Source organism: Citrobacter sp. Igbk 17, from assembly GCF_028069775.1.
Taxonomy (GTDB): Bacteria; Pseudomonadota; Gammaproteobacteria; order Enterobacterales; family Enterobacteriaceae; genus Citrobacter.
This window is the reverse complement of the sequence record NZ_JANEWI010000032.1, coordinates 15,087-37,010: the sequence shown is the minus strand read 5'-3', so window position 1 is coordinate 37,010 and position 21,924 is coordinate 15,087. Positions and strand designations below refer to the sequence as shown.

At 53.2% G+C, this 21,924-nt stretch carries 20 protein-coding genes; 11 read left to right on the top strand and 9 right to left on the bottom strand.

The window, feature by feature from the left end:
• Positions 1–30: 30 nt before the first annotated feature.
• The 3 genes from fepC to fepD are packed head-to-tail and all read right to left on the bottom strand — an operon-like array spanning position 31 to position 2,827.
• Complete coding sequence (gene fepC, locus NNO08_RS17630) at positions 31–834, bottom strand: iron-enterobactin ABC transporter ATP-binding protein (protein ID WP_271450159.1); 804 nt, start codon at positions 832–834, stop codon at positions 31–33.
• Entirely contained in the window at positions 831–1,823 is a 993-nt protein-coding gene (gene fepG, locus NNO08_RS17625; RefSeq protein WP_202039190.1) for an iron-enterobactin ABC transporter permease, read from the bottom strand. The genes fepC and fepG overlap by 4 nt, the downstream gene beginning before the upstream one ends.
• Complete coding sequence (fepD, locus tag NNO08_RS17620; protein WP_271457202.1) at positions 1,820–2,827, bottom strand: Fe(3+)-siderophore ABC transporter permease; 1,008 nt, start codon at positions 2,825–2,827, stop codon at positions 1,820–1,822. Before fepD ends, fepG begins: the two co-directional genes overlap by 4 nt.
• Positions 2,828–2,936: 109 nt before the next feature.
• On the opposite strand from fepD, the gene entS reads away from it, so the two are divergent.
• Positions 2,937–4,172: an enterobactin transporter EntS gene (gene entS, locus NNO08_RS17615; RefSeq protein ID WP_202039188.1), complete on the top strand. Its 1,236-nt coding sequence runs from the start codon at positions 2,937–2,939 to the stop codon at positions 4,170–4,172.
• A gap of 61 nt (positions 4,173–4,233) precedes the next feature.
• Here the strand turns inward: entS and fepB are convergent, their stop codons facing one another.
• Positions 4,234–5,190 (bottom strand): Fe2+-enterobactin ABC transporter substrate-binding protein, encoded by a 957-nt coding sequence (gene fepB / locus NNO08_RS17610; RefSeq protein ID WP_271450162.1) that lies wholly within the window; start codon positions 5,188–5,190, stop codon positions 4,234–4,236.
• 188 nt (positions 5,191–5,378) lie between these two features.
• Here fepB and entC point away from each other — a divergent pair, with 188 nt between their 5' ends.
• The 7 genes from entC to NNO08_RS17575 all read left to right on the top strand — a co-directional run bounded on the left by entC (position 5,379) and on the right by NNO08_RS17575 (position 12,811).
• A complete protein-coding gene (entC, locus tag NNO08_RS17605) occupies positions 5,379–6,554 on the top strand; it encodes an isochorismate synthase EntC (RefSeq protein WP_271450163.1) in 1,176 nt (391 codons plus the stop codon).
• A gap of 54 nt (positions 6,555–6,608) precedes the next feature.
• A complete protein-coding gene (gene entE, locus NNO08_RS17600) occupies positions 6,609–8,219 on the top strand; it encodes a (2,3-dihydroxybenzoyl)adenylate synthase EntE (RefSeq protein WP_271457201.1) in 1,611 nt (536 codons plus the stop codon).
• 13 nt (positions 8,220–8,232) lie between these two features.
• Complete coding sequence (locus NNO08_RS17595; RefSeq protein ID WP_271457200.1) at positions 8,233–9,093, top strand: isochorismatase; 861 nt, start codon at positions 8,233–8,235, stop codon at positions 9,091–9,093.
• On the top strand, positions 9,090–9,845 hold the full coding sequence (gene entA, locus NNO08_RS17590) for a 2,3-dihydro-2,3-dihydroxybenzoate dehydrogenase EntA (protein WP_271457199.1): 756 nt from the start codon (positions 9,090–9,092) through the stop codon (positions 9,843–9,845). The genes NNO08_RS17595 and entA overlap by 4 nt, the downstream gene beginning before the upstream one ends.
• 2 nt (positions 9,846–9,847) lie before the next feature.
• On the top strand, positions 9,848–10,261 hold the full coding sequence (entH, locus tag NNO08_RS17585) for a proofreading thioesterase EntH (RefSeq protein WP_137384535.1): 414 nt from the start codon (positions 9,848–9,850) through the stop codon (positions 10,259–10,261).
• Positions 10,262–10,445: 184 nt separating this feature from the next.
• The gene (gene cstA, locus NNO08_RS17580) at positions 10,446–12,551 is read left to right on the top strand and encodes a pyruvate/proton symporter CstA (protein ID WP_271441929.1); all 2,106 of its coding nucleotides are present in this window, start codon (positions 10,446–10,448) and stop codon (positions 12,549–12,551) included.
• Positions 12,552–12,613: 62 nt separating this feature from the next.
• Complete coding sequence (locus NNO08_RS17575) at positions 12,614–12,811, top strand: YbdD/YjiX family protein (RefSeq protein ID WP_202039182.1); 198 nt, start codon at positions 12,614–12,616, stop codon at positions 12,809–12,811.
• 97 nt (positions 12,812–12,908) lie between these two features.
• On the opposite strand, the gene NNO08_RS17570 is transcribed toward NNO08_RS17575, so the two are convergent.
• The gene (locus NNO08_RS17570) at positions 12,909–13,997 is read right to left on the bottom strand and encodes an oxidoreductase (protein WP_271450167.1); all 1,089 of its coding nucleotides are present in this window, start codon (positions 13,995–13,997) and stop codon (positions 12,909–12,911) included.
• Positions 13,998–14,129: 132 nt separating this feature from the next.
• Here NNO08_RS17570 and NNO08_RS17565 point away from each other — a divergent pair, with 132 nt between their 5' ends.
• On the top strand, positions 14,130–15,290 hold the full coding sequence (locus tag NNO08_RS17565; protein WP_271441931.1) for a pyridoxal phosphate-dependent aminotransferase: 1,161 nt from the start codon (positions 14,130–14,132) through the stop codon (positions 15,288–15,290).
• Here NNO08_RS17565 and NNO08_RS17560 read toward each other — a convergent pair whose 3' ends face one another.
• The 4 genes from NNO08_RS17560 to dsbG all read right to left on the bottom strand — a co-directional run bounded on the left by NNO08_RS17560 (position 15,291) and on the right by dsbG (position 19,156).
• Complete coding sequence (locus NNO08_RS17560; RefSeq protein ID WP_137384530.1) at positions 15,291–15,908, bottom strand: IbrB-like domain-containing protein; 618 nt, start codon at positions 15,906–15,908, stop codon at positions 15,291–15,293.
• Entirely contained in the window at positions 15,893–17,116 is a 1,224-nt protein-coding gene (locus NNO08_RS17555; protein ID WP_271455039.1) for a phosphoadenosine phosphosulfate reductase, read from the bottom strand. Before NNO08_RS17555 ends, NNO08_RS17560 begins: the two co-directional genes overlap by 16 nt.
• A 144-nt stretch (positions 17,117–17,260) precedes the next feature.
• Positions 17,261–18,184 (bottom strand): DNA-binding transcriptional repressor CitR, encoded by a 924-nt coding sequence (citR, locus tag NNO08_RS17550; RefSeq protein WP_271457198.1) that lies wholly within the window; start codon positions 18,182–18,184, stop codon positions 17,261–17,263.
• Between the two features lie 225 nt (positions 18,185–18,409).
• On the bottom strand, positions 18,410–19,156 hold the full coding sequence (gene dsbG / locus NNO08_RS17545; protein WP_271457197.1) for a thiol:disulfide interchange protein DsbG: 747 nt from the start codon (positions 19,154–19,156) through the stop codon (positions 18,410–18,412).
• A 374-nt stretch (positions 19,157–19,530) separates the two neighbouring features.
• Between dsbG and ahpC the strand changes: the two genes are divergently transcribed.
• Positions 19,531–20,094 carry an alkyl hydroperoxide reductase subunit C gene (ahpC, locus tag NNO08_RS17540; protein ID WP_002894394.1) on the top strand — a complete coding sequence of 188 codons (564 nt, stop codon included), beginning with the start codon at positions 19,531–19,533 and terminating at the stop codon, positions 20,092–20,094.
• A 154-nt stretch (positions 20,095–20,248) separates the two neighbouring features.
• The gene (ahpF, locus tag NNO08_RS17535; RefSeq protein WP_271457196.1) at positions 20,249–21,814 is read left to right on the top strand and encodes an alkyl hydroperoxide reductase subunit F; all 1,566 of its coding nucleotides are present in this window, start codon (positions 20,249–20,251) and stop codon (positions 21,812–21,814) included.
• The last annotated feature ends 110 nt before the right edge of the window (positions 21,815–21,924 follow it).

Sequence of the window (21,924 nt, the reverse complement as noted above, 5' to 3'; positions counted from 1 at the left end):
GACTCGCCACCTCTGCGGAGGTGGCGCGATTTACCTGTTTGCTGTACGTCCTAGCGGGACCACTAACGGCGTTCCGGCAACCGGATCGTCGATAATCATACACCGCAGCCCATAGATTTTTTCAATGAGCTCTGCTGTGACAATCTCTTTCGGCGCACCCTCGGCAACGATCTTTCCATCACGAAGTGCAATCAGATGAGTGGCATAGCGACATGCCTGATTCAGATCGTGCAGAACAGCGGCCAGCGTGTAACCTTTCTCCCGGTTTAGCTCACTCAGCAGCTCCAGCAGATCAATCTGATGGCTGATATCCAGCCAGGTGGTCGGTTCGTCGAGCAGCATAATCGACGTTTCTTGTGCCAGCACCATCGCTATCCACGCGCGTTGGCGTTGACCGCCGGAGAGGGTATCCACACTTTGCGCCGCCAGATGCGTGATCCCCGTGGCCTGCATCGCGTGGGTTACCGCGATTTCATCTTCTTTACGCCAGCGGGTAAATAAAGGTTGATGTGGGTAACGCCCACGAGCAACCAGCTCCTGCACGGTAATATCGCCTGGCGTGGTGGCATTTTGCGCCAGCAGACCAATTCTGCGTGCGACCTCTTTGCTGGGGTAATGTTGAATATGTTCACCATCGAGCCAGACGTTGCCGTGCGCGGGCGTCATCAGACGACTCAATGTACGCAGCAGCGTGGACTTTCCACAACCGTTGGGTCCAATAATGGCAGTGAAGTGACCATCGGGGATCGCGACATTAAGGTTTTCCGCCACGGTAAATTTGCCATAACCCAGCGTTAACTGGTCGCCACGCAAACGGGCTACTGATTCGGTCATTTTTTGCGGGACTCCTGAATTAACAAGACGATAAGGTAAATACCGCCGAGGCTTACGGTGACAACGCCAACCGGAAGCTGATAAGGCATAAAGAGCTGCTGAGCGCATAAATCGGCCATCAGCAGTAACAGGGCACCGCACAGCGCCGACTGCGTTAATCCCCAACGAGCCGTGCCGCTAAGCCGACGCGCGATATGTGGGGCAACCAGGGCAATAAATGAGATAGGGCCTGCCAGCGCGGTAGCCGCAGCGGTCAACACCACTGCGACCAGCATCATCATCAGACGTGAGCGTTCAACGCTGACACCAAGCGCACAGGCGCTGTCATCACCCATTTCCAGTAAACGCAGGCGACGTACCAACAGCGCGGCGCACCCCAACATCACGATAATCAGCGGCGCTGAAGGCCAGGTCTTCGCCCAGGTCAGACCGTTGAGCGATCCGGCGTTCCACAGCCCGGCGGTCAGCGCGGTTTCTAAGGATGCCTTCAGCAGCAGCCAGGTGTTGAAGGCCACCAGCATAGCGCGAATGCCGATCCCGATGATGATCAGTCGGAAGGTGTCGATGCCGTTGCGCCAGGCCAGCGCCCAGACCACCAGCGAAGTCAGGACCCCGCCGAGCATGGCCGCCAGCGCGATAGCGGTAAGATGCTGACCAAACAGCACCATTGCGACCAGTACGCCGCTCCAGGCACCGGTATTGAAACCCATCACGTCCGGGCTACCCAGCGGGTTGCGCATCAATGACTGGAATATCGCGCCGCTAACGCCCAGCGCCGCGCCAATCAGCAGCGCCATCAACACGCGTGGTAATCGCCACTCGGTCACCACCAGCGTAATGCTACGCGGTGCATCGCCGAGCAGGGCGGCAATAATTTGCTGGGTCTCGAGCATAACGGCACCGCTGCGCAGGCTCCACAATCCAACGGCCAGGCAGCCGACGACCAGCAGCAGACAACTGATAATCAGGCGACGGGAGAGATGCATCATGCGCCACCTCCGCGCTGTTTGCGGCGTACCAGGAAGATGAGAACCGGCGCACCGATAAACGCGCTGACGACCGAGACGCGCAGTTCGCCGGGCACAATCAGACGACCGATGATATCGGCAATCAGCAGCAGAGAAGGGGTGGCCAGCAGAGTGACGGGCAGCGACCAGCGATGATCTGCGCCCACCAGCCAGCGTGCCATATGCGGCATCATCAGGCCGATAAAGGCGATAGGGCCGACGATGGCGGTCGCACTTCCGCACAGTACGGTAATCACCAACAGGCCGATAAACTGGGTACGCGCAACTTTGCTGCCCAGCGCCGTTGCGGTGTCGCTTCCCAGACTGAGGCTATTCAGAGCACGGCTAAGAAACAGCGCGACAGCGCCGGCAATCAGGACCGGGATCAGCACGACTTTCAGCGTCTGCAGGCTGCGGATATCCAGTGAACCGGCTTGCCAGAAACGCAACTGGTCGTAGACATCCGGGTTGAGCAGGGCGATGCCAGTGGATAATCCTTCCAGAACAGCACCCAGCGCAACACCGGCCAATGTCAGGCGTACCGGGCTGAGCTGTCCGCCGCCCTGACTACCGGTAAAAGCCACAATCAGTGAGGCTGCGAGAGCCCCGGAAAAAGCCATTACCAGTTGTTCTTGCGGGGAGGAAAAGCCAAACAGCGACGCGCCTAAAACAATCGCGAAGCTGGCCCCGGAATTGACGCCAAGAATACCCGGATCGGCCAGCGGGTTGCGGGTGAGCGTTTGCATCAGCGCACCCGCCAGGCCCAGCGCCCCCCCTGCGAGGAGCCCTGCCAGCGTACGCGGGAGTCGCGCGTCCAGCACGATGGTGCAATCGGCGCTTTGACAACTGCCGGTGAGTGCATCAAATACCACGGAGGCGGGCAGCGACTTTGCGCCAATAACCAGACTTAATGCCGTGGTGAGAACAAGGAGTAACAATAGTCCGGGCACGGCGAAGGCGCGTGTCGCGGAAACAGAGCATGACATATCAACTTCCCTGATAATGATAGTAATTATCGTTATCGATCTTATTTGGATATGTTAGCATGTGCAGCCATTGAATGGATATTGAAAAAGTACCTGGTAAGGCTCTGTAATGAATCGACAATCCTGGCTGCTTAATCTCAGCCTGTTAAAGACCCATCCTGCATTTCGCGCTGTTTTCCTCGCCCGTTTTATTTCCATTGTCTCTCTGGGGCTATTGGGGGTTGCGGTCCCGGTACAGATCCAGATGATGACCCAGTCGACCTGGCAGGTGGGTTTGTCGGTTACGCTGACCGGGAGCGCCATGTTTATTGGTCTGATGGTGGGTGGCGTACTGGCCGATCGCTATGAGCGCAAAAAGGTGATCCTGCTGGCCCGCGGAACCTGTGGTATCGGTTTTATTGGCCTGTGCCTGAACGCGCTGCTGCCCGAACCGTCGTTGCTGGCTATCTATGTTCTGGGTTTATGGGATGGCTTTTTTGCCTCGCTGGGTGTCACCGCACTGCTGGCGGCGACACCTGCGCTGGTCGGGCGTGAAAATCTGATGCAAGCCGGGGCGATTACCATGCTGACGGTGCGTCTGGGATCGGTGATTTCGCCAATGCTTGGTGGGGTGCTGCTGGCGACCGGGGGCGTGGTCTGGAACTACGGCCTGGCGGCGGCGGGTACATTCATTACCTTGCTGCCATTGCTGAGCCTTCCCGCGTTACCACCTCCGCCACAACCGCGTGAACATCCGTTGACATCGCTGGTGGCGGCGTTCCGTTTTCTGTTCGCCAGCCCGCTGATTGGCGGCATTGCGCTGCTCGGTGGTCTGTTGACCATGGCGAGCGCTGTGCGCGTGCTGTACCCGGCACTGGCGATTAACTGGCAGATGTCGAGCGCTCAGATTGGGTTACTGTATGCGGCTATTCCCCTGGGCGCGGCCATCGGTGCTTTAACCAGCGGGCAACTGGCACACAGCGTGCGTCCTGGTCTGATTATGCTGGCATCAACTGTGGCCTCTTTCCTGGCTATCGGCCTGTTCGGCCTGATGCCGGTCTGGGAGCTGGGCGTTGTTTGTCTGGCGCTGTTTGGCTGGCTGAGTGCGGTCAGTTCTTTGTTGCAGTACACCTTGTTACAGACGCAGACGCCGGAAGCGATGCTCGGGCGAATTAACGGTTTGTGGACTGCGCAGAACGTAACCGGTGATGCGATTGGCGCGGCGCTGTTAGGGGGGCTGGGGGCGATGATGACGCCTGCGGCCTCGGCAAGCGTCAGTGGGTTTGGGTTGGTGATTGTCGGTCTGTTGCTGCTGCTGTTGTTAAGCGAGCTTCGTCGTTTCCGACAGATACCTGTGAATGCCTGATAGCGTTGTGCGCTACGGTTTGTAAGCCGGATTAGGCGTTAGCTGCATCCGGCGATAGCCATTAAAAGAGCGCTGACAGGCGTTGCAGCAGTAGCGTCGCGCTGTAGTAATCCAGACGGAAGGTTTCCGTCCCCAGCGCATAAACGCGTTTGTTTTGCACGGCAGGCAGATGTGCCAGCAGTGGGTTAGCGTAAATCGCCTCGGCATCTTTGCTGTCGCCTGCAAACAGGAACAGCGCTTCACCGTTCAGGCCGGCCGCCAGATTCTCACCACCAAGCTGGATAATGTCGTGACGTTTACCCTGGCTCTGGCTGGTATGTAGTCCGGCAGGTAGCGGTGCCAGCGTGAAACCGAGCTGTTCCATCAGCTTGCCTTGCGCGGACTCCGGCGTCCACAGGTTGGCGCTGTGCGCGGCTGCGGTATACACCAGCGCGCTGACCGGCTGTGGCGGCAGGGTGATACGTTGCTTTACCGCGAGCAGTTGCTTATCAAACTCAGCAATACGCGCCGCTGCCTGTTGCTCCTGCCCGGTGATTTCACCTAATTGTGTCAGCAGTGACTGCCAGCTTTTGTCGTCGTAATTAATGATAAGCGTAGGGGCTATGGTGGACAGTTGATCGTACAGCGCAAGCGCGGAGTCTCCCCCGGTGGCGCTGACCAGAATCAGGTCCGGCATTTGTGCTGCAACGGCTTCGGCGCTCGGCTCGCCAATATACAGGCGGCTCAGTTTGCGTGCTTTGGCGACGTCGCTCCACTGGCGTAAAAAGCCCTGAGCGTCACCGATACGGTTATTCGGTGTCGTGGCACCGCTGGCAATGATAGGCGCATCAATGGCGAGCAGAGAACCGGTGAGCGTGACGCTGGTGGAAACAATGCGCAGTGGCTTATGTTCCAGCGTGTGCGTGCCACGACTGTCGGTAACCTGGCGTGGCCAGTCAGCGGCATGGCTTAAAGAAATTCCTGAAATAGCGAGTCCAACCAGTAACAGCGCAGTGCGGTAAAACGCGGGAAATCTCACAAATAAGCTTCCTGTTATCAATGTAGTTAATGCTTCTCATTTTCATTGTTACGCGTCAGGGATGCAAGCCTAAGTCGCACATTGTGTTACCACAAGAGTTGACATACCGACGCTTTGCTTTTAGGTTAGCGACCGAAAATATAAATGATAATCATTATTAGAGCCTTTATCATTTTATGGAGGATGATATGGACACGTCACTGGCCGAGGAAAAAACGCAGACTATGGCAACTCTCGCTCCCGACAGTTTTTTCTTTATGTCGCCGTATCGTAGTTTTACGACGTCAGGATGCTTCGCCCGCTATGCGGAACCGGCAATTGATGGTGATTCACCAGACAGCCCTTTCCAACAGAAAATGCACAAACTGTTTGCGCAGGCCAAATCGCAGGGCATCGCAAACCCCATTATGGTCGGGGCCATTCCCTTTGACACCCGCCAGCCCTCGTCGCTGTTTATTCCCCAATCATGGCAAAGCTTCTCACGCACGGCAAAGCAGCAATCAGCGCGTTACTTTACTGCCCATCAGTCGCTGAATGTCGTTGAGCGTAAATCGATTCCTGAGCAGGATTTTTTCGAAGATATGGTCGCCAGAGCAGCGGCGCTGACGGCAACGCCGGAAGTCGACAAAGTGGTGCTGTCACGCCTGATTGATGTGACCGCCGACGCCAATATCGACAGTGGTGCACTGCTGGAGCGGCTGATCGCGCAAAACCCGGCAAGCTACAACTTTCATGTACCTATCGACGATGGCGGTGTACTGATCGGCGCCAGCCCGGAATTGCTGTTACGCAAAGAAGGCGACCATTTCAGTTCGCTGCCGCTGGCGGGATCTGCACGTCGCCAACCGGACGATGTTCTGGACCGGGAGGCGGGGATCCGTCTGTTAGCTTCCGAGAAGGATCGCCATGAACACGAGCTGGTCACCCAGGCGATGAAAGCGGTTCTGCGCGATCGCAGCAGTGAGCTGCAACTTCCTTCGTCTCCGCAACTGGTCACCACGCCCACGCTCTGGCATCTCGGTACCCCGTTTGAAGGTAAAGCCAATGCCCAGGAAAACGCACTGACGCTGGCTTGTCTGCTGCATCCAACACCGGCGCTAAGTGGCTTCCCGCATCAGGTTGCTCAGAAACTGATTGCTGAACTGGAGCCGTTCGATCGCGAACTTTTCGGCGGCATTGTTGGCTGGTGTGATTCGCAAGGCAACGGCGAATGGGTGGTGACGATCCGCTGTGCGAAACTGCTGCGTAATCAGGTACGTTTCTTCGCCGGAGCCGGCATTGTGCCCGCCTCGTCACCGATTGCGGAGTGGCGTGAAACGGGTGCCAAGCTATCCACCATGTTGAATGTTTTTGGACTGCATTAAGCGCCTGGTCTACCAGGCTATTCAGGCCTTATCGACAGGCTCTAAGGAGCAATAATGAGTATTCCTTTCACCCGTTGGCCGGAAGAGTTTGCCCGCCGCTACCGTGAAAAAGGCTACTGGCAGGATTTGCCGCTGACCGACATTCTGGCCCGTCATGCCGATAGCGACCATACGGCGGTGATTGACGGGGAACGCCATCTTAGCTACAGCCAGTTAAACCAGGCGACGGATAATCTTGCCTGCAGCCTGCGTCGCCAGGGGATCAAACCCGGCGAGACCGCACTGGTGCAATTAGGTAACGTGGCTGAGCTGTATATCACTTTCTTTGCGCTGCTCAAACTGGGCGTAGCCCCCGTATTGGCACTGTTTAGCCATCAGCGCAACGAACTCAACGCCTACGCAACGCAAATCAAACCGGTGTTACTGATTGCCGATCGCCAGCATGCGTTATTCAGTGGCGATGATTTTCTGAATACCTTTGTTGCCGAACACAATTCAGTGCGCGTGGTTCAGTTGCTCAATGATGACGGCGAACACAATCTGCAAACGGCAATAAGCCAACCCGCAACGGCGTTTACCGCGACACCATCACCGGCTGATGAAGTGGCTTACTTTCAGCTTTCCGGCGGCACGACCGGGACGCCAAAGCTGATTCCACGCACCCACAATGATTACTACTACAGCGTGCGCCGTAGTAACGAGATTTGCCATTTCACCGCTGAGACCCGCTATTTATGCGCGATCCCGGCCGCGCATAACTACGCCATGAGTTCGCCCGGTGCGCTGGGCGTTTTCCTCGCGGGGGGAACTGTGGTGCTGGCGGCAGACCCGAGTGCGACGTTGTGCTTTCCGTTGATTGAACAGCATCAGGTAAACGTGACGGCGTTGGTACCGCCAGCGGTGAGTCTGTGGCTGCAGGCAATTCAGGAGTGGGGTAGTAACACACAACTGGCTTCGCTGAAACTGTTGCAAGTGGGGGGCGCACGGCTTTCGGCTTCGCTTGCCGCTCGCATACCGGAAGAGATTGGCTGCCAGTTGCAGCAGGTCTTCGGTATGGCGGAAGGGCTGGTGAACTATACCCGTTTGGATGACAGCCCGGAGCGCATTATCAATACCCAGGGCCGGCCGATGTGCCCTGACGATGAGGTCTGGGTGGCAGATGCTGACGGGAATCCGTTACCACAGGGCGCGACGGGACGCCTGATGACGCGCGGTCCGTACACTTTCCGCGGTTACTTCAATAGCCCTGAGCATAACGCCAGCGCGTTTGATGCTAACGGATTCTATTGCTCTGGTGATCTGATCGCCATCGATCGGGATGGTTACATCACGGTGCAGGGACGAGAGAAAGATCAGATCAACCGTGGCGGAGAGAAGATCGCCGCAGAAGAGATTGAAAACCTGCTGTTGCGGCACCCAATGGTGATCCATGCCGCATTGGTCAGTATGGACGATGAGCTGATGGGCGAGAAAAGTTGCGCCTGCCTGGTGGTGAAAGAGCCGCTGCGTGCAGTACAGGTCCGTCGCTTTCTGCGCGAACAGGGCGTGGCGGAATTCAAATTGCCGGACCGTGTCGAGTGCGTTGAGTCATTGCCGCTGACCCCGGTAGGCAAAGTGGATAAAAAACAATTACGTCAGTGGCTGGCATCACGTTCACCGGCCTGAAGGAGAAGAAGAAATGGCAATTCCTAAACTGCAGGCTTATGCGCTGCCAACGGCGCTTGATGTTCCGGCAAATAAAGTTGACTGGGCATTTGAACCAGAACGCGCCGCGCTGCTAATCCACGACATGCAGGACTATTTTATCGGCTTTTGGGGCGAGAACTGCCCGATGATGGAACAGGTCGTGGCCAACATCGCCGCGCTGCGTCAGTACTGTAAAGCGCATAACATTCCGGTCTATTACACTGCGCAGCCGAAAGAACAAAGCGATGAAGACCGTGCGTTGTTGAACGATATGTGGGGACCGGGCCTGACACGCTCGCCGGAACAGCAAAAAATCGTCGATGCGCTGGCGCCGGATGAAGCGGATACCATTCTGGTTAAATGGCGTTACAGTGCGTTTCATCGTTCACCGCTGGAGCAGATGCTAAGAGACACCGGGCGTAACCAGCTGATCATCACCGGCGTGTATGCGCATATTGGCTGCATGACCACCGCGACTGATGCCTTCATGCGTGATATTAAGCCGTTTATGGTCGCTGATGCGTTGGCAGATTTTAGCCGTGATGAACACCTGATGTCGCTGAAATACGTGGCGGGGCGTTCCGGTCGCGTGGTGATGACTCAGGAGTTACTGCCGACACCTGTTCCGGACAGCAAAGATGCGCTGCGCGATGTGATTCTGCCACTGCTCGATGAGTCTGAAGAGCCAATGGATGACGAAAACTTGATCGACTACGGTCTGGACTCAGTACGTATGATGGCGCTGGCGGCCCGTTGGCGGAAAGTGCATGGCGATATCGACTTTGTGATGCTGGCGAAAAACCCAACGATTGACGCCTGGTGGAAACTGCTCTCCCGCGAGGTGACGTCATGACCGGTTTTGATTTCACCGGTAAAACGGTCTGGGTTACTGGGGCGGGAAAAGGGATTGGTTACACTACGGCACTGGCGTTTGTTGACGCGGGTGCGCAGGTGACCGGCTTCGATCTGGCGTTTGACGGTGAAGAATATCCGTTTGCCACTGAGGTGATGAACGTGGCGGATGCACCGCAGGTGGCGCAGGTGTGCGAGCGCTTGCTGGCGAACACCGAGCGGCTGGACGTGCTGGTCAATGCCGCCGGGATTTTGCGCATGGGGGCTACCGATACGTTAAGCGTTGAGGAGTGGCAGCAGACGTTTGCCGTCAACGTTGGCGGGGCGTTTAATTTGTTTCAGCAGACGATGGCGCAGTTTCGTCGTCAGCAGGGGGGGGCGATTGTCACTGTCGCATCCGATGCTGCACACACGCCGCGAATCGGTATGAGTGCATATGGGGCATCAAAAGCCGCACTGAAAAGTCTTGCACTGACGGTCGGGCTGGAGCTGGCGGGTAGCGGAGTACGCTGTAATGTGGTTTCGCCAGGCTCGACCGACACTGACATGCAGCGCACGCTGTGGGTGAGTGATGACGCGGAACAGCAGCGTATTCGCGGGTTTGGCGAGCAGTATAAGCTCGGTATACCGCTGGGGAAAATCGCCCGTCCCCAGGAAATCGCCAACACTGTCTTATTCCTCGCCTCCGATCTGGCCAGCCATATTACGTTGCAGGACATTGTGGTCGATGGCGGTTCGACACTGGGAGCATGACGGTGATCTGGAAACGACATTTAACGCTTGATGAACTGAATGCCACCAGCCAGAACACGCTGGTGGCGCATTTAGACATTGTCTATACCCGACTGGGAGACGATGTGCTGGAAGCCGAAATGCCGGTAGATAGCCGCACGCATCAGCCGTTTGGTCTGTTGCACGGTGGGGCGTCAGCGGCGCTGGCCGAAACGTTGGGGTCAATGGCGGGTTATCTGATGACTCGCGATGGGCAGTGTGTAGTGGGAACCGAGTTGAACGCCACGCATCACCGCGCAGTATCGCAGGGGAAAGTGCGCGGTGTGTGCCAGCCGTTGCATCTCGGGCGACAGAATCAAAGCTGGGAAATCGTCATCTTTGATGAGCAGGGGCGGCGCTGCTGCACCTGTCGTTTAGGTACGGCAGTGATGGGGTGAAGCCACCCGACAAAGTAAAATGAAATTGCAGGGTTAACAGGTAAATGAAGTGATCTAGTTAACAATGCAATGTAAATACTCAGTGATACTTCGGGTTTGCATGGTTGTCAGGTTGTTAAATCCAGAAAAGATGTTATAGAAACAAAATGTAACATCTCTCTGGATCAGACAACGGATAACAACTATGAACAAATCAGGGAAGTACCTCGTCTGGACATTGCTCTCCGTGATGGGAGCATTTGCCCTCGGCTATATTGCGTTAAACCGTGGTGAGCAGATCAACGCGTTGTGGATAGTTGTCGCGTCGGTCTGTGTCTACCTTATCGCTTACCGTTTCTATGGCCTGTACATCGCGAAAAATGTGCTGGCGCTGGACCCGACGCGTATGACGCCAGCCGTGCGCCATAACGACGGGCTCGATTACGTTCCTACCGATAAAAAAGTACTGTTTGGCCACCATTTTGCGGCAATTGCCGGAGCGGGTCCGTTAGTCGGACCGGTACTGGCGGCACAAATGGGTTATCTGCCGGGTATGATCTGGCTGCTTGCCGGGGTGGTACTCGCGGGGGCAGTACAGGACTTCATGGTGCTGTTTGTTTCTACCCGTCGCGATGGTCGTTCCCTTGGCGAACTGGTGAAAGAAGAGATGGGCCCTACAGCCGGTGTGATTGCGCTGGTGGCCTGTTTTATGATCATGGTGATTATCCTCGCGGTACTGGCGATGATCGTTGTGAAAGCACTGACCCACAGCCCGTGGGGAACCTATACCGTCGCATTTACCATTCCGCTGGCGATCTTTATGGGGATTTACCTGCGCTATTTGCGTCCGGGGCGTATTGGCGAAGTGTCAGTCATCGGTCTGGTATTCCTTGTTTTTGCCATTATTTCCGGCGGCTGGGTTGCGGAAAGCCCGACCTGGGCACCGTATTTTGACTTTACTGGTGTACAGCTGACGTGGATGCTGGTGGGCTACGGTTTCGTGGCCGCCGTGTTGCCGGTATGGCTGCTGCTGGCACCGCGAGATTACCTCTCGACCTTCCTGAAGATTGGTACCATTGTTGGTCTGGCGGTGGGTATTCTGATCATGCGTCCAACGCTGACGATGCCTGCGTTAACCAAATTCGTTGACGGTACCGGTCCGGTATGGACGGGTAACCTGTTCCCATTCCTGTTTATTACCATTGCCTGTGGTGCAGTCTCTGGTTTCCACGCGCTGATCTCATCCGGTACCACACCGAAGATGTTGGCGAATGAAGGCCAGGCCTGCTTTATCGGCTACGGCGGGATGCTGATGGAGTCCTTTGTCGCCATTATGGCGCTGGTCTCCGCATGTATCATCGATCCGGGCGTGTATTTTGCGATGAACAGCCCGATGGCGGTGCTGGCCCCTGCGGGTACGGTGGATGTGGTCGCTTCTGCGGCGCAGGTCGTTAGCAGTTGGGGCTTTGCGATTACCCCGGACACCTTGCACCAAATTGCCAATGAAGTGGGTGAGCAATCCATTATTTCCCGCGCAGGCGGAGCGCCGACGCTGGCCGTTGGGATGGCTTACATTCTGCACGGTGCGCTGGGCGGCATGATGGATGTGGCGTTCTGGTATCACTTCGCCATTCTGTTTGAAGCCCTGTTCATCCTGACGGCGGTTGATGCGGGTACCCGTGCCGCGCGCTTTATGCTGCAGGATCTGCTGGGCGTCGTCTCACCGGGGCTGAAACGGACCGACTCGCTACCGGCGAACTTGCTGGCAACCGCGTTGTGCGTACTGGCCTGGGGTTACTTCCTGCACCAGGGCGTGGTCGATCCGTTAGGCGGTATCAACACCTTGTGGCCGCTGTTCGGTATCGCGAACCAGATGCTGGCAGGTATGGCGTTGATGCTGTGTGCGGTCGTACTGTTCAAGATGAAACGTCAGCGCTACGCGTGGGTGGCGCTGGTGCCAACCGCCTGGCTGCTGATTTGTACGCTGACTGCGGGCTGGCAGAAAGCGTTTAGCCCGGATGCGAAAATCGGCTTCCTGGCTATCGCTAACAAGTTCCAGGCGATGATCGACAGCGGTAACATTCCGGCACAGTACACTCAGTCGCAACTGACGCAACTGGTATTTAACAACCGTCTTGATGCTGGCTTGACTATCTTCTTCATGGTGGTCGTGGTGGTACTGGGTCTGTTCTCCATTAAAACTGCGCTGGCAGCGTTGAAAGAGGACAAACCAACGTCGAAAGAAACACCGTACGAACCGATGCCCGAGAATGTTGAAGAGATTGTGGCGCAGGCGAAAGGCGCGCACTAATATTCTCTTAACGAAAAGCCCTCTCCTTAATGGGGAGGGCGTTTGTACGACAGGGACTCACTATGTTTGAAACACTCGCTAAAGCTGGGAAGTATTTAGGGCAAACTGCCCGATTGATGATTGGTGTGCCGGATTATGACAACTATGTTGAGCATATGCGTGTTACGCACCCGGACCAGGTACCGATGACTTATGAAGAATTTTTCCGCGAGCGCCAGGATGCGCGCTATGGGGGGAAAGGCGGCGCGAAGTGCTGTTGAATTTTTGCCGGATGGCGCTAACGCTTATCCGGCTTACAACATTGCATTGGCCGTAGGCCTGATATGGCGAAGCCGCCATCAGGCAACCTGCACCATATCACACCGTAAACGTCTCTACCTTCTCAAATGCCGCACGCAGTGTTTCCGGTGTTAGCTTCACCGGCAGCGCATGAATGGACTCCACCGGGCGCAGAGTGTGCGCGATCACCTTATCGATTTCGGCGCGGTTATTGATGTCCACTTCCAGTTGAGCCAACCGGGTTGGCAAATTGAAGCGCTGATAAGCGGTAATTAATTGCGTTAGCACATCATCTTGTCCCAACAGCGCGCTCTGCACCAGTATGCCGTACGCCACTTTGGTGCCGTGTAAAAACTTCTCCGTTTGCGGCAGGACGGTCAGGCCATTATGCACTGAGTGTGCCGCTGCTACGCGGGTATAGCGCTCGCCCAGACCGCCGACCATACCACCGCCAGCAATGATCGCATCCACCACGTCGCAAAATGCACGGGTCAATTCACCACGCTGTTTATCTGCCAGCGCCTGCTCGCTGCTCTGAAGGAGAACATCGCGGATTGCCAGTGCGCCGTTGATGCCCAGACGTACGGTCAGCGGCAAGGTTTCAGGCTGTGGGGCGAGCACAACCGCTTCGTACCATTTCGCCAACGTGTCCCCGATACCGGCCAGCAAATACGCGTCTGGTGCATTAAGCACGATCTCCGGCTCTACCAACACCAAAAAATTGGCATCATCGAAAATTTCGAAATGCAGTGCCTGACCTGCATCGTTGTACCACACGGAGAGCGGCGTCCAGGCAGCACAGGTGGCGGCAATGGTTGGGATTGCCACAAAGGGCAAACCAAGGCGGCGCGCCAGTGCTTTGGCGGTGTCGAGTAATGTCCCGCCGCCCACGCCAATCACCACGCTACGGTCGTCTCCTGACTCTGTTGCCAGTTGAGCAACATCGGTTTCGCTGCAATGACCCGTAAACAGCAGACGTTTAGCCTCGGCAAGTTGAAAGGCCTCAGGCAGATAAGGCCGGGCTGCAGCGATAGCGCGCTCACCATATACCCAGACGGCGCGTGAGAGTTGATCCTTGGTGAAAAAATCGTTGAGTCTCGACAGGCTGCCGGGATGGGAAAAATAGTTGGCCGGGCCGGTGACGACGCGAATCTCGGTATTACTCATGTTGTGTTGTCCTTTTGACTGTCCTGTCCAGGCAGGTTATTTTTATATAGACGTCTGAACGTCTTGATTGCCAAATACTAGCATCGTGCTATAGTGGCTTCAACCACAACATTACACGCTGGGATAACAATAATGAGTAATAACCCGCTGATTCCGCAAAGCAAACTGCCTAATCTGGGCACCACTATTTTCACGCAAATGAGCGCGCTGGCGCAGCAGCACCAGGCGATTAACCTCTCGCAGGGATTTCCTGATTTTGATGGTCCACTCTTTTTACAAGAACGTCTGGCGTATCACGTCGCGCATGGCGCAAACCAGTATGCGCCGATGACGGGTGTGCAACCGCTGCGCGACGCCATTGCCGATAAAACCGCCGAACTGTATGGCTACAAGCCGGATGCAAACAGTGACGTGACGGTTACGGCAGGGGCAACAGAAGCGCTGTATGCCGCCATTACGGCGCTGGTACGTCCCGGTGATGAGGTGATATGTTTTGACCCGAGCTACGACAGCTATGCGCCTGCGATCGCATTATCCGGCGGCGTGGTTAAACGCATCGCGCTGCAACCGCCGTCTTTTCGCGTCGACTGGCAGGAATTTGCTGCGCTAATCAGTGACCGCACGCGGTTGGTGATCCTAAATACGCCGCATAACCCTTCGGCTACGGTATGGCAGAAGGCGGATTTTGAGGCGTTATGGCAGGCCATTAACGGGCATGAGGTTTATGTCGTCAGTGACGAAGTCTACGAGCATATCTGTTTTGCCACGCATGGGCATGCCAGCGTGCTGGCGCATCCGCAACTAAGGGAGCGCGCAGTTGCCGTTTCATCATTTGGCAAAACCTATCATATGACGGGCTGGAAAGTGGGGTACTGTGTTGCGCCACCGGCTATCAGCGCAGAGTTACGTAAGGTCCATCAGTATTTAACCTTCTCGGTCAACACGCCGGCACAACTGGCGCTGGCGGATATGCTGCGCGAAGATCCAACGCACTACCGTGAGCTGCCCGCGTTTTATCAGAGAAAACGTGATGTGCTGGTGAATGCGCTGCGTGATAGTCGGCTGGAAATACTGCCCTGCGAAGGGACGTACTTTTTGCTGATTGATTACAGTGCTGTTTCTGATCTCAATGATGTGGAATTTTGCCAATGGCTGACTAAAGAGGTCGGTGTGGCGGCGATCCCACTGTCCGTTTTCTGCGCCGATCCTTTCCCCCATAAGCTGATTCGCCTGTGTTTTGCGAAGCAAGAATCGACGCTGCTGGCAGCGGCAGAACGCCTGGTTGCGCTGTAGCTATTTCACCGTCCAGGCTTTGGAGAATCGACGGTCGGCAAATAACTCTTGCAGACCGTTGATTTGCTTCAGACGTAAGACTTCGTCGCTATCCATCCCCAGCTCGTTACCGATTTTCTCTTCACTCCAGCCTAATTGTGATAATTCACGAACGATTTCTGACATGGCATGGATTTGATGCCGCCCACGGGCACGATTGTGGCGGATTGTCGCCGCCATGCGCTCATGACGCCCGCGTTGTAGGCAGGTAACGGGCAGATAACCTTTCAGGCGTGATTTTAGCGATGATTTGTTTTTGCCGATTTCATGCCGATGGAATCCGTCGACGATTTCATATTCTTCCTGGGCTGATTGAACCACGACGATCGGCTGTGTGAAGCCATCGGCTTCAATGGATTTCAACAGTAGCTTTTTCTCCGGCGGCGCAACGTTATTTGGGTTGTAATCATTTGGCGAAATAGCGTTATTTTTGATCCACAGAACGCAGTCTACCGGTTCTTCACGGAAAGGACTGACGCTATGGATTGCCATCCTGAATTCATTGATTGCTTCGATTCGTTCTTCTTCTGAAAGACCAGAAAGAAAACCGGTGAGTTCCTGAGTTAGTCGTCGTTGCATAAGATCCCCCATTCCTGGCGTTTGGTTTTCATACGTTCGTTATAACGCTGATAGTTTTTCATTTTTGTGGGACTGAATGAGAGTGCCCGACACCAGTAGTCATTATTCAGCAGTACTTTGCAGATCCGTCTCCATGAGGGGATGTCTTTAGAACCAATATCGCTTTCTTGGGATTGAGGAATCTCATCGATCCCCTTTTTCTTGTACCACTGTATATAGACGGCGATTTTGTTGCGGTAGTGTTCTGCGGTCTGTTCCGGCATGCTGTCTAATAGCAGCATGGCATACGTTTGCCAGCTTAAATGCTCTGGTTTTAATATTTTACGGTGGCCGTAAAAATGATTGTCATGACCAGCGTAAATCCCGCCGCTTTTAACACCGCTAACCCGGGCACACATGGCTGCCCATCGCTGTGGCTCAATAACATGATACAGCCACAGCCCTTGGCGTTGTTCCGGGCCAAAGGGTTCGCAAATACGCATATATCGTGTTGGAACTCCGGCCTGGTACATCAGGTTATACAAGGGGTTGCATGACATTTTTGTTTTTGCAAACCATGTCCAGATATCGGCTGTTTTCCAGTCATACATTGGATAGATATACCATGTATGCCCTCCTGGCGCGGCGGTAGTCCACGGTTTGTCATCGGCAAAACGCTGCTTACGTGAATGGGCAATGGCGACAAAACGGTTATATGACTCGTCGGCACGGATACCCACCATCATTGCCGCAGGGCGTTTTTCAGAAAACCAGTCAGCGAACTCACGAACGAATTGTTCAAAGGTCATGCCGGGTTGATAGAAATGAAAGAAATTGGGATCGGTAATCGCATCTGCTGGTGGTTGTCGCACCCATTGTGTATTGGGTTCCCAGCACTGCCATTCCGGTTGAAATTGTGAGAGAGAATTTTGTGTGGTAAGCGGTATTGCTACCCAATAAAAGCGTTCAATAACGTCAGAATAGCGTTCTCGTAGCGCTTCAACATAGTCGATAGTGCAAGAGAATTGCGCTTCCCAGTCAATAAACAATACGCTGATTTTTTTATGTAACTGGCGCGCAAGAGTGGCAGTGAGATGCATCATGAGTCCGGAGTCTTTTCCTCCGGACAATGAAACGCACACGCGAGGCAGTGTTTCCAAAGTCCAGGTGATGCGTTCCTGAGCGGCTTCCAGAACGCTCTGACTCAGTGGGATTTTGTAAACAGACATAGCAAGTCCATACTGAATGAATAAAAAGTGACATTTCTAATATATGCTTGCAATAAGATAGGCTAATTTACGCATCGTGCAACATTTAAATATATTTACGTAATGTATTTAAATGTTGTTCTTATTTGCTGTAATAATATTTTCTCAGTGGGGTATTATGCTCTGTTTGTTTCTTTCACTTATTTTAGTGATAAATTCTTCGAAGTTTTTATTGTTGAGCGATGCCCGGTTATACATTAAAAATAGATCCATTGATGGTAATTTAAGGTTTGTGTTGACCTCTTTTAAATTTAACAGAGGGGCGTACAGTTCAAAAGTGACTTTGGGAAGAAAACCGATAATATCCGTGTGGGATATAATGTTGATAATTGATATTAGCGAATCACTACAAAATCCTGTCTTACGATTAGACATAAAAGAATTTGCTTCAGAATGGTACTCTTTCACACCGGCATCGTCAGTGATAAGTTGTGTGAATTGCTCCTCAAGTATTTCATTTAAAGTCACTTTATCATGTATCCTGGGGTGGTTTTTGCTACAGGCTAATACGGTTTCGACCGTTCTGAATGGCGTGTATATAATCGAGCGATTAACAACCGGTGATGTGGTGATGACAACATCTGCTTTACGGTAGGCTAGCAGATCCTCCGCTGTTTCCGATGTTATCAATATGTCATGGTGTTCAATTTCAACATATTGGTCTTCCCTGATAAATTGAATTAACTCAGTTACGTACGTGTTATTGATAATTTGCGGGCTGTAAATGACAAATTTTTTCTTCAGACTGGATCTGTGCATAATGTTAATTGTTTCTTCCAGACTGTTGAGATTGTTCTCGAGATGATGATGCAGGTTGACCGCCGTTACGGTAGGCGTAATACCTTTTCCTGCACGAATAAATAGAGGATCATTGAATTGTGCACGCAGCCTTTGTAACGACTGGCTAACGGCTGAGGGAGTAATAAACAGCGTTTCGGCGGCCTTGCTTATGCTCAGATTTTGATAGATACACTCGAAAATAACCAGCAAGTTGAGATCGAATTTTTTGAGGTCGTAAAGGTTAGCCATACGCTAATTCCTGTTTGAGTTTTGTTGTGAACTATTCTGTTTTGTTATGTGTAAGTTGTAATGCATTATCATTACATATAAAACTTAATGAATGGTTTAATAATACTAAAATAGCACAGGTAGGGTTATTTTTGCGGTAAAAAGTGCTAATGCGTTGATTGATATGGAAAGAAGATTGATTGATATGAAGATGATATCAATCAATCAATCATTCGTTGCGTATATCTATTTGGCTCCCATAATAATATCCAGCTTCTCTTTATCGGGCAAACCAACTGCCTGTTGCAGTGTATTATCTTTGCTCATGTAATAAATGGCGGGTGTGACGTTGGCACCTAAATCGTCCATTAATTTTTGGTTGATATTCAGCGTCTTCATCTGCTCGGCAGGCGGGGTTGCTGGCATTGTCAGCGTCATTTTTCCGCCGGATGCTTCATAGTCGTGCCAGGTTTTAGCGGGATCCTTGCTTGCCAGAATGGCCGCAGCGGTTGCCGGGCTTTCGGGCTTAATCACGCCGACCAACAGCGTGCGTAATTGAACTTTGCCGGACTCAACCCACGGACGTGCCTGTTGCCAGAATTGTTTGCAGTATGGGCAGAATGGATCGGCAAACACATACACAATAACCGGAGCGTCTTTTTTGCCGTCCAGAATCCACGACGCTTTTTCCATTCGTTGCCACATCTCGCGCCCGGCAGGTGCATAGATTTCTTTTTCTATCAGCTCATTGCTCAGGTTTTCACCTTTCTCGTTATACATGTAGCCGGAGATCGCATGTTTTCCATCAGGCGTGACATAGATAGTGACCCCCATATCCTGGTATTTGCCCAGGTACCCTTTCATGCCACCAGGGGCGTCGAACGGCTTCAAAATCGTAATGCCCTGTTTCTCAATCGCTTTAACAGGGGCAGGAAGCTCTTCAGCGTGGACGACAGCAGGGAGGAGAGCTAAGAGTAATGTACGTTTAAACATTGATTTTCCTTATAAAATTAGAAGGAAAGGGAGTTAAGTTGCAAAACCTATCGCAGCCATAGGTAAGATCGACAGTCTGTCGATTGCCCTTTCGGTAGTTGGGTGATGTAATCCCAATCGCTGTTACGACCTTGGTTAAGGTAATGTAGAGCGCAACACATAGCCAGTTCTGCTGGCACTGAAGTTACTTGCGGGTAACTCGGGTAATGAGGCTCCCTGCAAAGGGAGCCTTTTTTACTTTTAGAATAGGGTTTACAAAATGCGGTTGAGTCGGTTGTTAGTTAACGCTTATTGATTTGATAAAGGAAACGCATTAGCCCTTATCAATGATTTTCGTTAACTTATCCCTCAACGAAAACACGGAGGAAGTACAGATGTCTTTGATTAATACCAAAATTAAACCTTTCAAAAACCAGGCGTTCAAAAACGGTGAGTTCATCGAAGTAACCGAGAAAGATACCGAAGGTCGTTGGAGTGTCTTCTTCTTCTACCCGGCTGATTTTACTTTCGTATGTCCGACCGAACTGGGTGACGTTGCTGACCACTACGAAGAACTGCAGAAACTGGGTGTGGACGTTTACTCTGTTTCTACCGATACTCACTTTACTCACAAAGCATGGCACAGCAGCTCTGAAACCATCGCGAAAATCAAATATGCGATGATCGGCGACCCGACTGGCGCCCTGACCCGTAACTTCGACAACATGCGTGAAGATGAAGGTCTGGCTGACCGTGCAACATTCGTCGTTGACCCGCAAGGTATCATCCAGGCAATCGAAGTTACCGCTGAAGGTATCGGTCGTGATGCGTCTGACCTGCTGCGCAAAATTAAAGCTGCACAGTATGTCGCTTCCCACCCTGGCGAAGTTTGCCCGGCGAAGTGGAAAGAAGGCGAAGCCACTCTGGCTCCGTCCTTGGACCTGGTTGGTAAGATTTAAGTCGCATAATTTGTAGGCCGGATAAACGTAGTGCATCCGGCATTCCACAGGCGCAAATTTGCGCCTGTTTCATTCCAGCACCATGACGCAAGTTGCATTGATGCAGCCCCGCGAATTCGGCTTGCATGATGATGTTTTCAGAGAGGGAAGAATAATGCTCGACACAAATATGAAAACCCAACTCAAGGCTTATCTTGAGAAACTGACCAAACCTGTTGAGCTGATTGCTACGCTGGATGACAGCGCTAAATCGGCAGAAATCAAGGAGCTGCTGACTGAAATTGCTGAACTGTCAGAAAAAGTCACCTTTAAAGAAGACAATACTCTGGCCGTACGTAAGCCATCGTTCCTGATCACCAATCCGGGTTCTCACCAGGGGCCACGTTTTGCCGGCTCTCCACTGGGCCATGAGTTTACCTCTCTGGTTCTGGCGCTGTTGTGGACAGGTGGCCATCCGTCGAAAGAGGCACAGTCACTGCTGGAGCAGATCCGCGACCTCGACGGGGACTTTGAGTTCGAAACCTATTATTCACTGTCCTGTCATAACTGCCCGGATGTGGTGCAAGCGCTGAACCTGATGTCCGTGCTGAATCCGCGTATCAAGCATACGGCGATTGATGGCGGTACATTCCAGAACGAAATTACCGACCGTAACGTCATGGGCGTTCCGGCGGTCTATATGAACGGTAAAGAGTTTGGTCAGGGCCGCATGACGCTGACTGAAATTGTAGCGAAAGTTGATACGGGCGCAGAAAAACGCGCGGCGGAAGAGTTGAATCAGCGTGATGCTTACGATGTGCTGATCGTTGGTTCGGGTCCTGCCGGGGCAGCGGCTGCGGTGTACTCTGCACGTAAAGGTATTCGCACCGGTCTGATGGGCGAACGCTTTGGCGGTCAGGTTCTTGATACCGTTGATATCGAAAACTACATCTCTGTACCGAAAACCGAAGGCCAGAAGCTGGCTGGCGCGCTGAAAGCGCACGTTGATGATTACGACGTTGATGTTATTGATAGCCAGAGTGCGAGTAAGCTGGTTCCGGCAGCACAGGAAGGTGGTTTGCATCAGATTGAAACGGCATCCGGCGCGGTGTTGAAAGCGCGCAGCATCATCATTGCTACCGGCGCAAAATGGCGCAACATGAATGTTCCGGGGGAAGATCAGTACCGCACCAAGGGCGTAACCTACTGTCCGCACTGTGATGGCCCGCTGTTTAAAGGCAAGCGCGTCGCGGTGATTGGTGGCGGTAACTCCGGCGTTGAAGCGGCAATCGACCTGGCGGGTATCGTCGAACATGTGACGTTGCTGGAATTTGCCCCGGAAATGAAGGCCGATCAGGTTCTGCAGAATAAAGTCCGCAGTCTGAAAAACGTCGATATCATTTTGAATGCACAAACCACAGAAGTGAAAGGCGACGGCAGTAGAGTTACCGGTCTGGAGTATCGTGACCGCGTCAGCGGTGATATCCACAATGTGGAACTGGCGGGTATCTTTGTGCAGATTGGCCTGTTGCCGAATACGAACTGGCTGGAAGGCGCCGTTGAGCGTAACCGCATGGGGGAAATCATCATTGATGCCAAGTGCGAGACCAGCGTGAAGGGTGTTTTTGCTGCGGGGGATTGTACAACCGTACCGTACAAGCAGATCATCATCGCGACTGGTGAGGGCGCGAAAGCTTCACTGAGCGCATTTGATTATTTGATTCGCACCACAACCGTATAAGAAAGTAAGACTCACCTGCAAAAGAAGCGAAATGCCCGATAGCACAAGCATATCGGGCCTACAAATGGGATTTCATCGGTTTGTAGGAAGAAGAGGCTACCGGAAGGTAG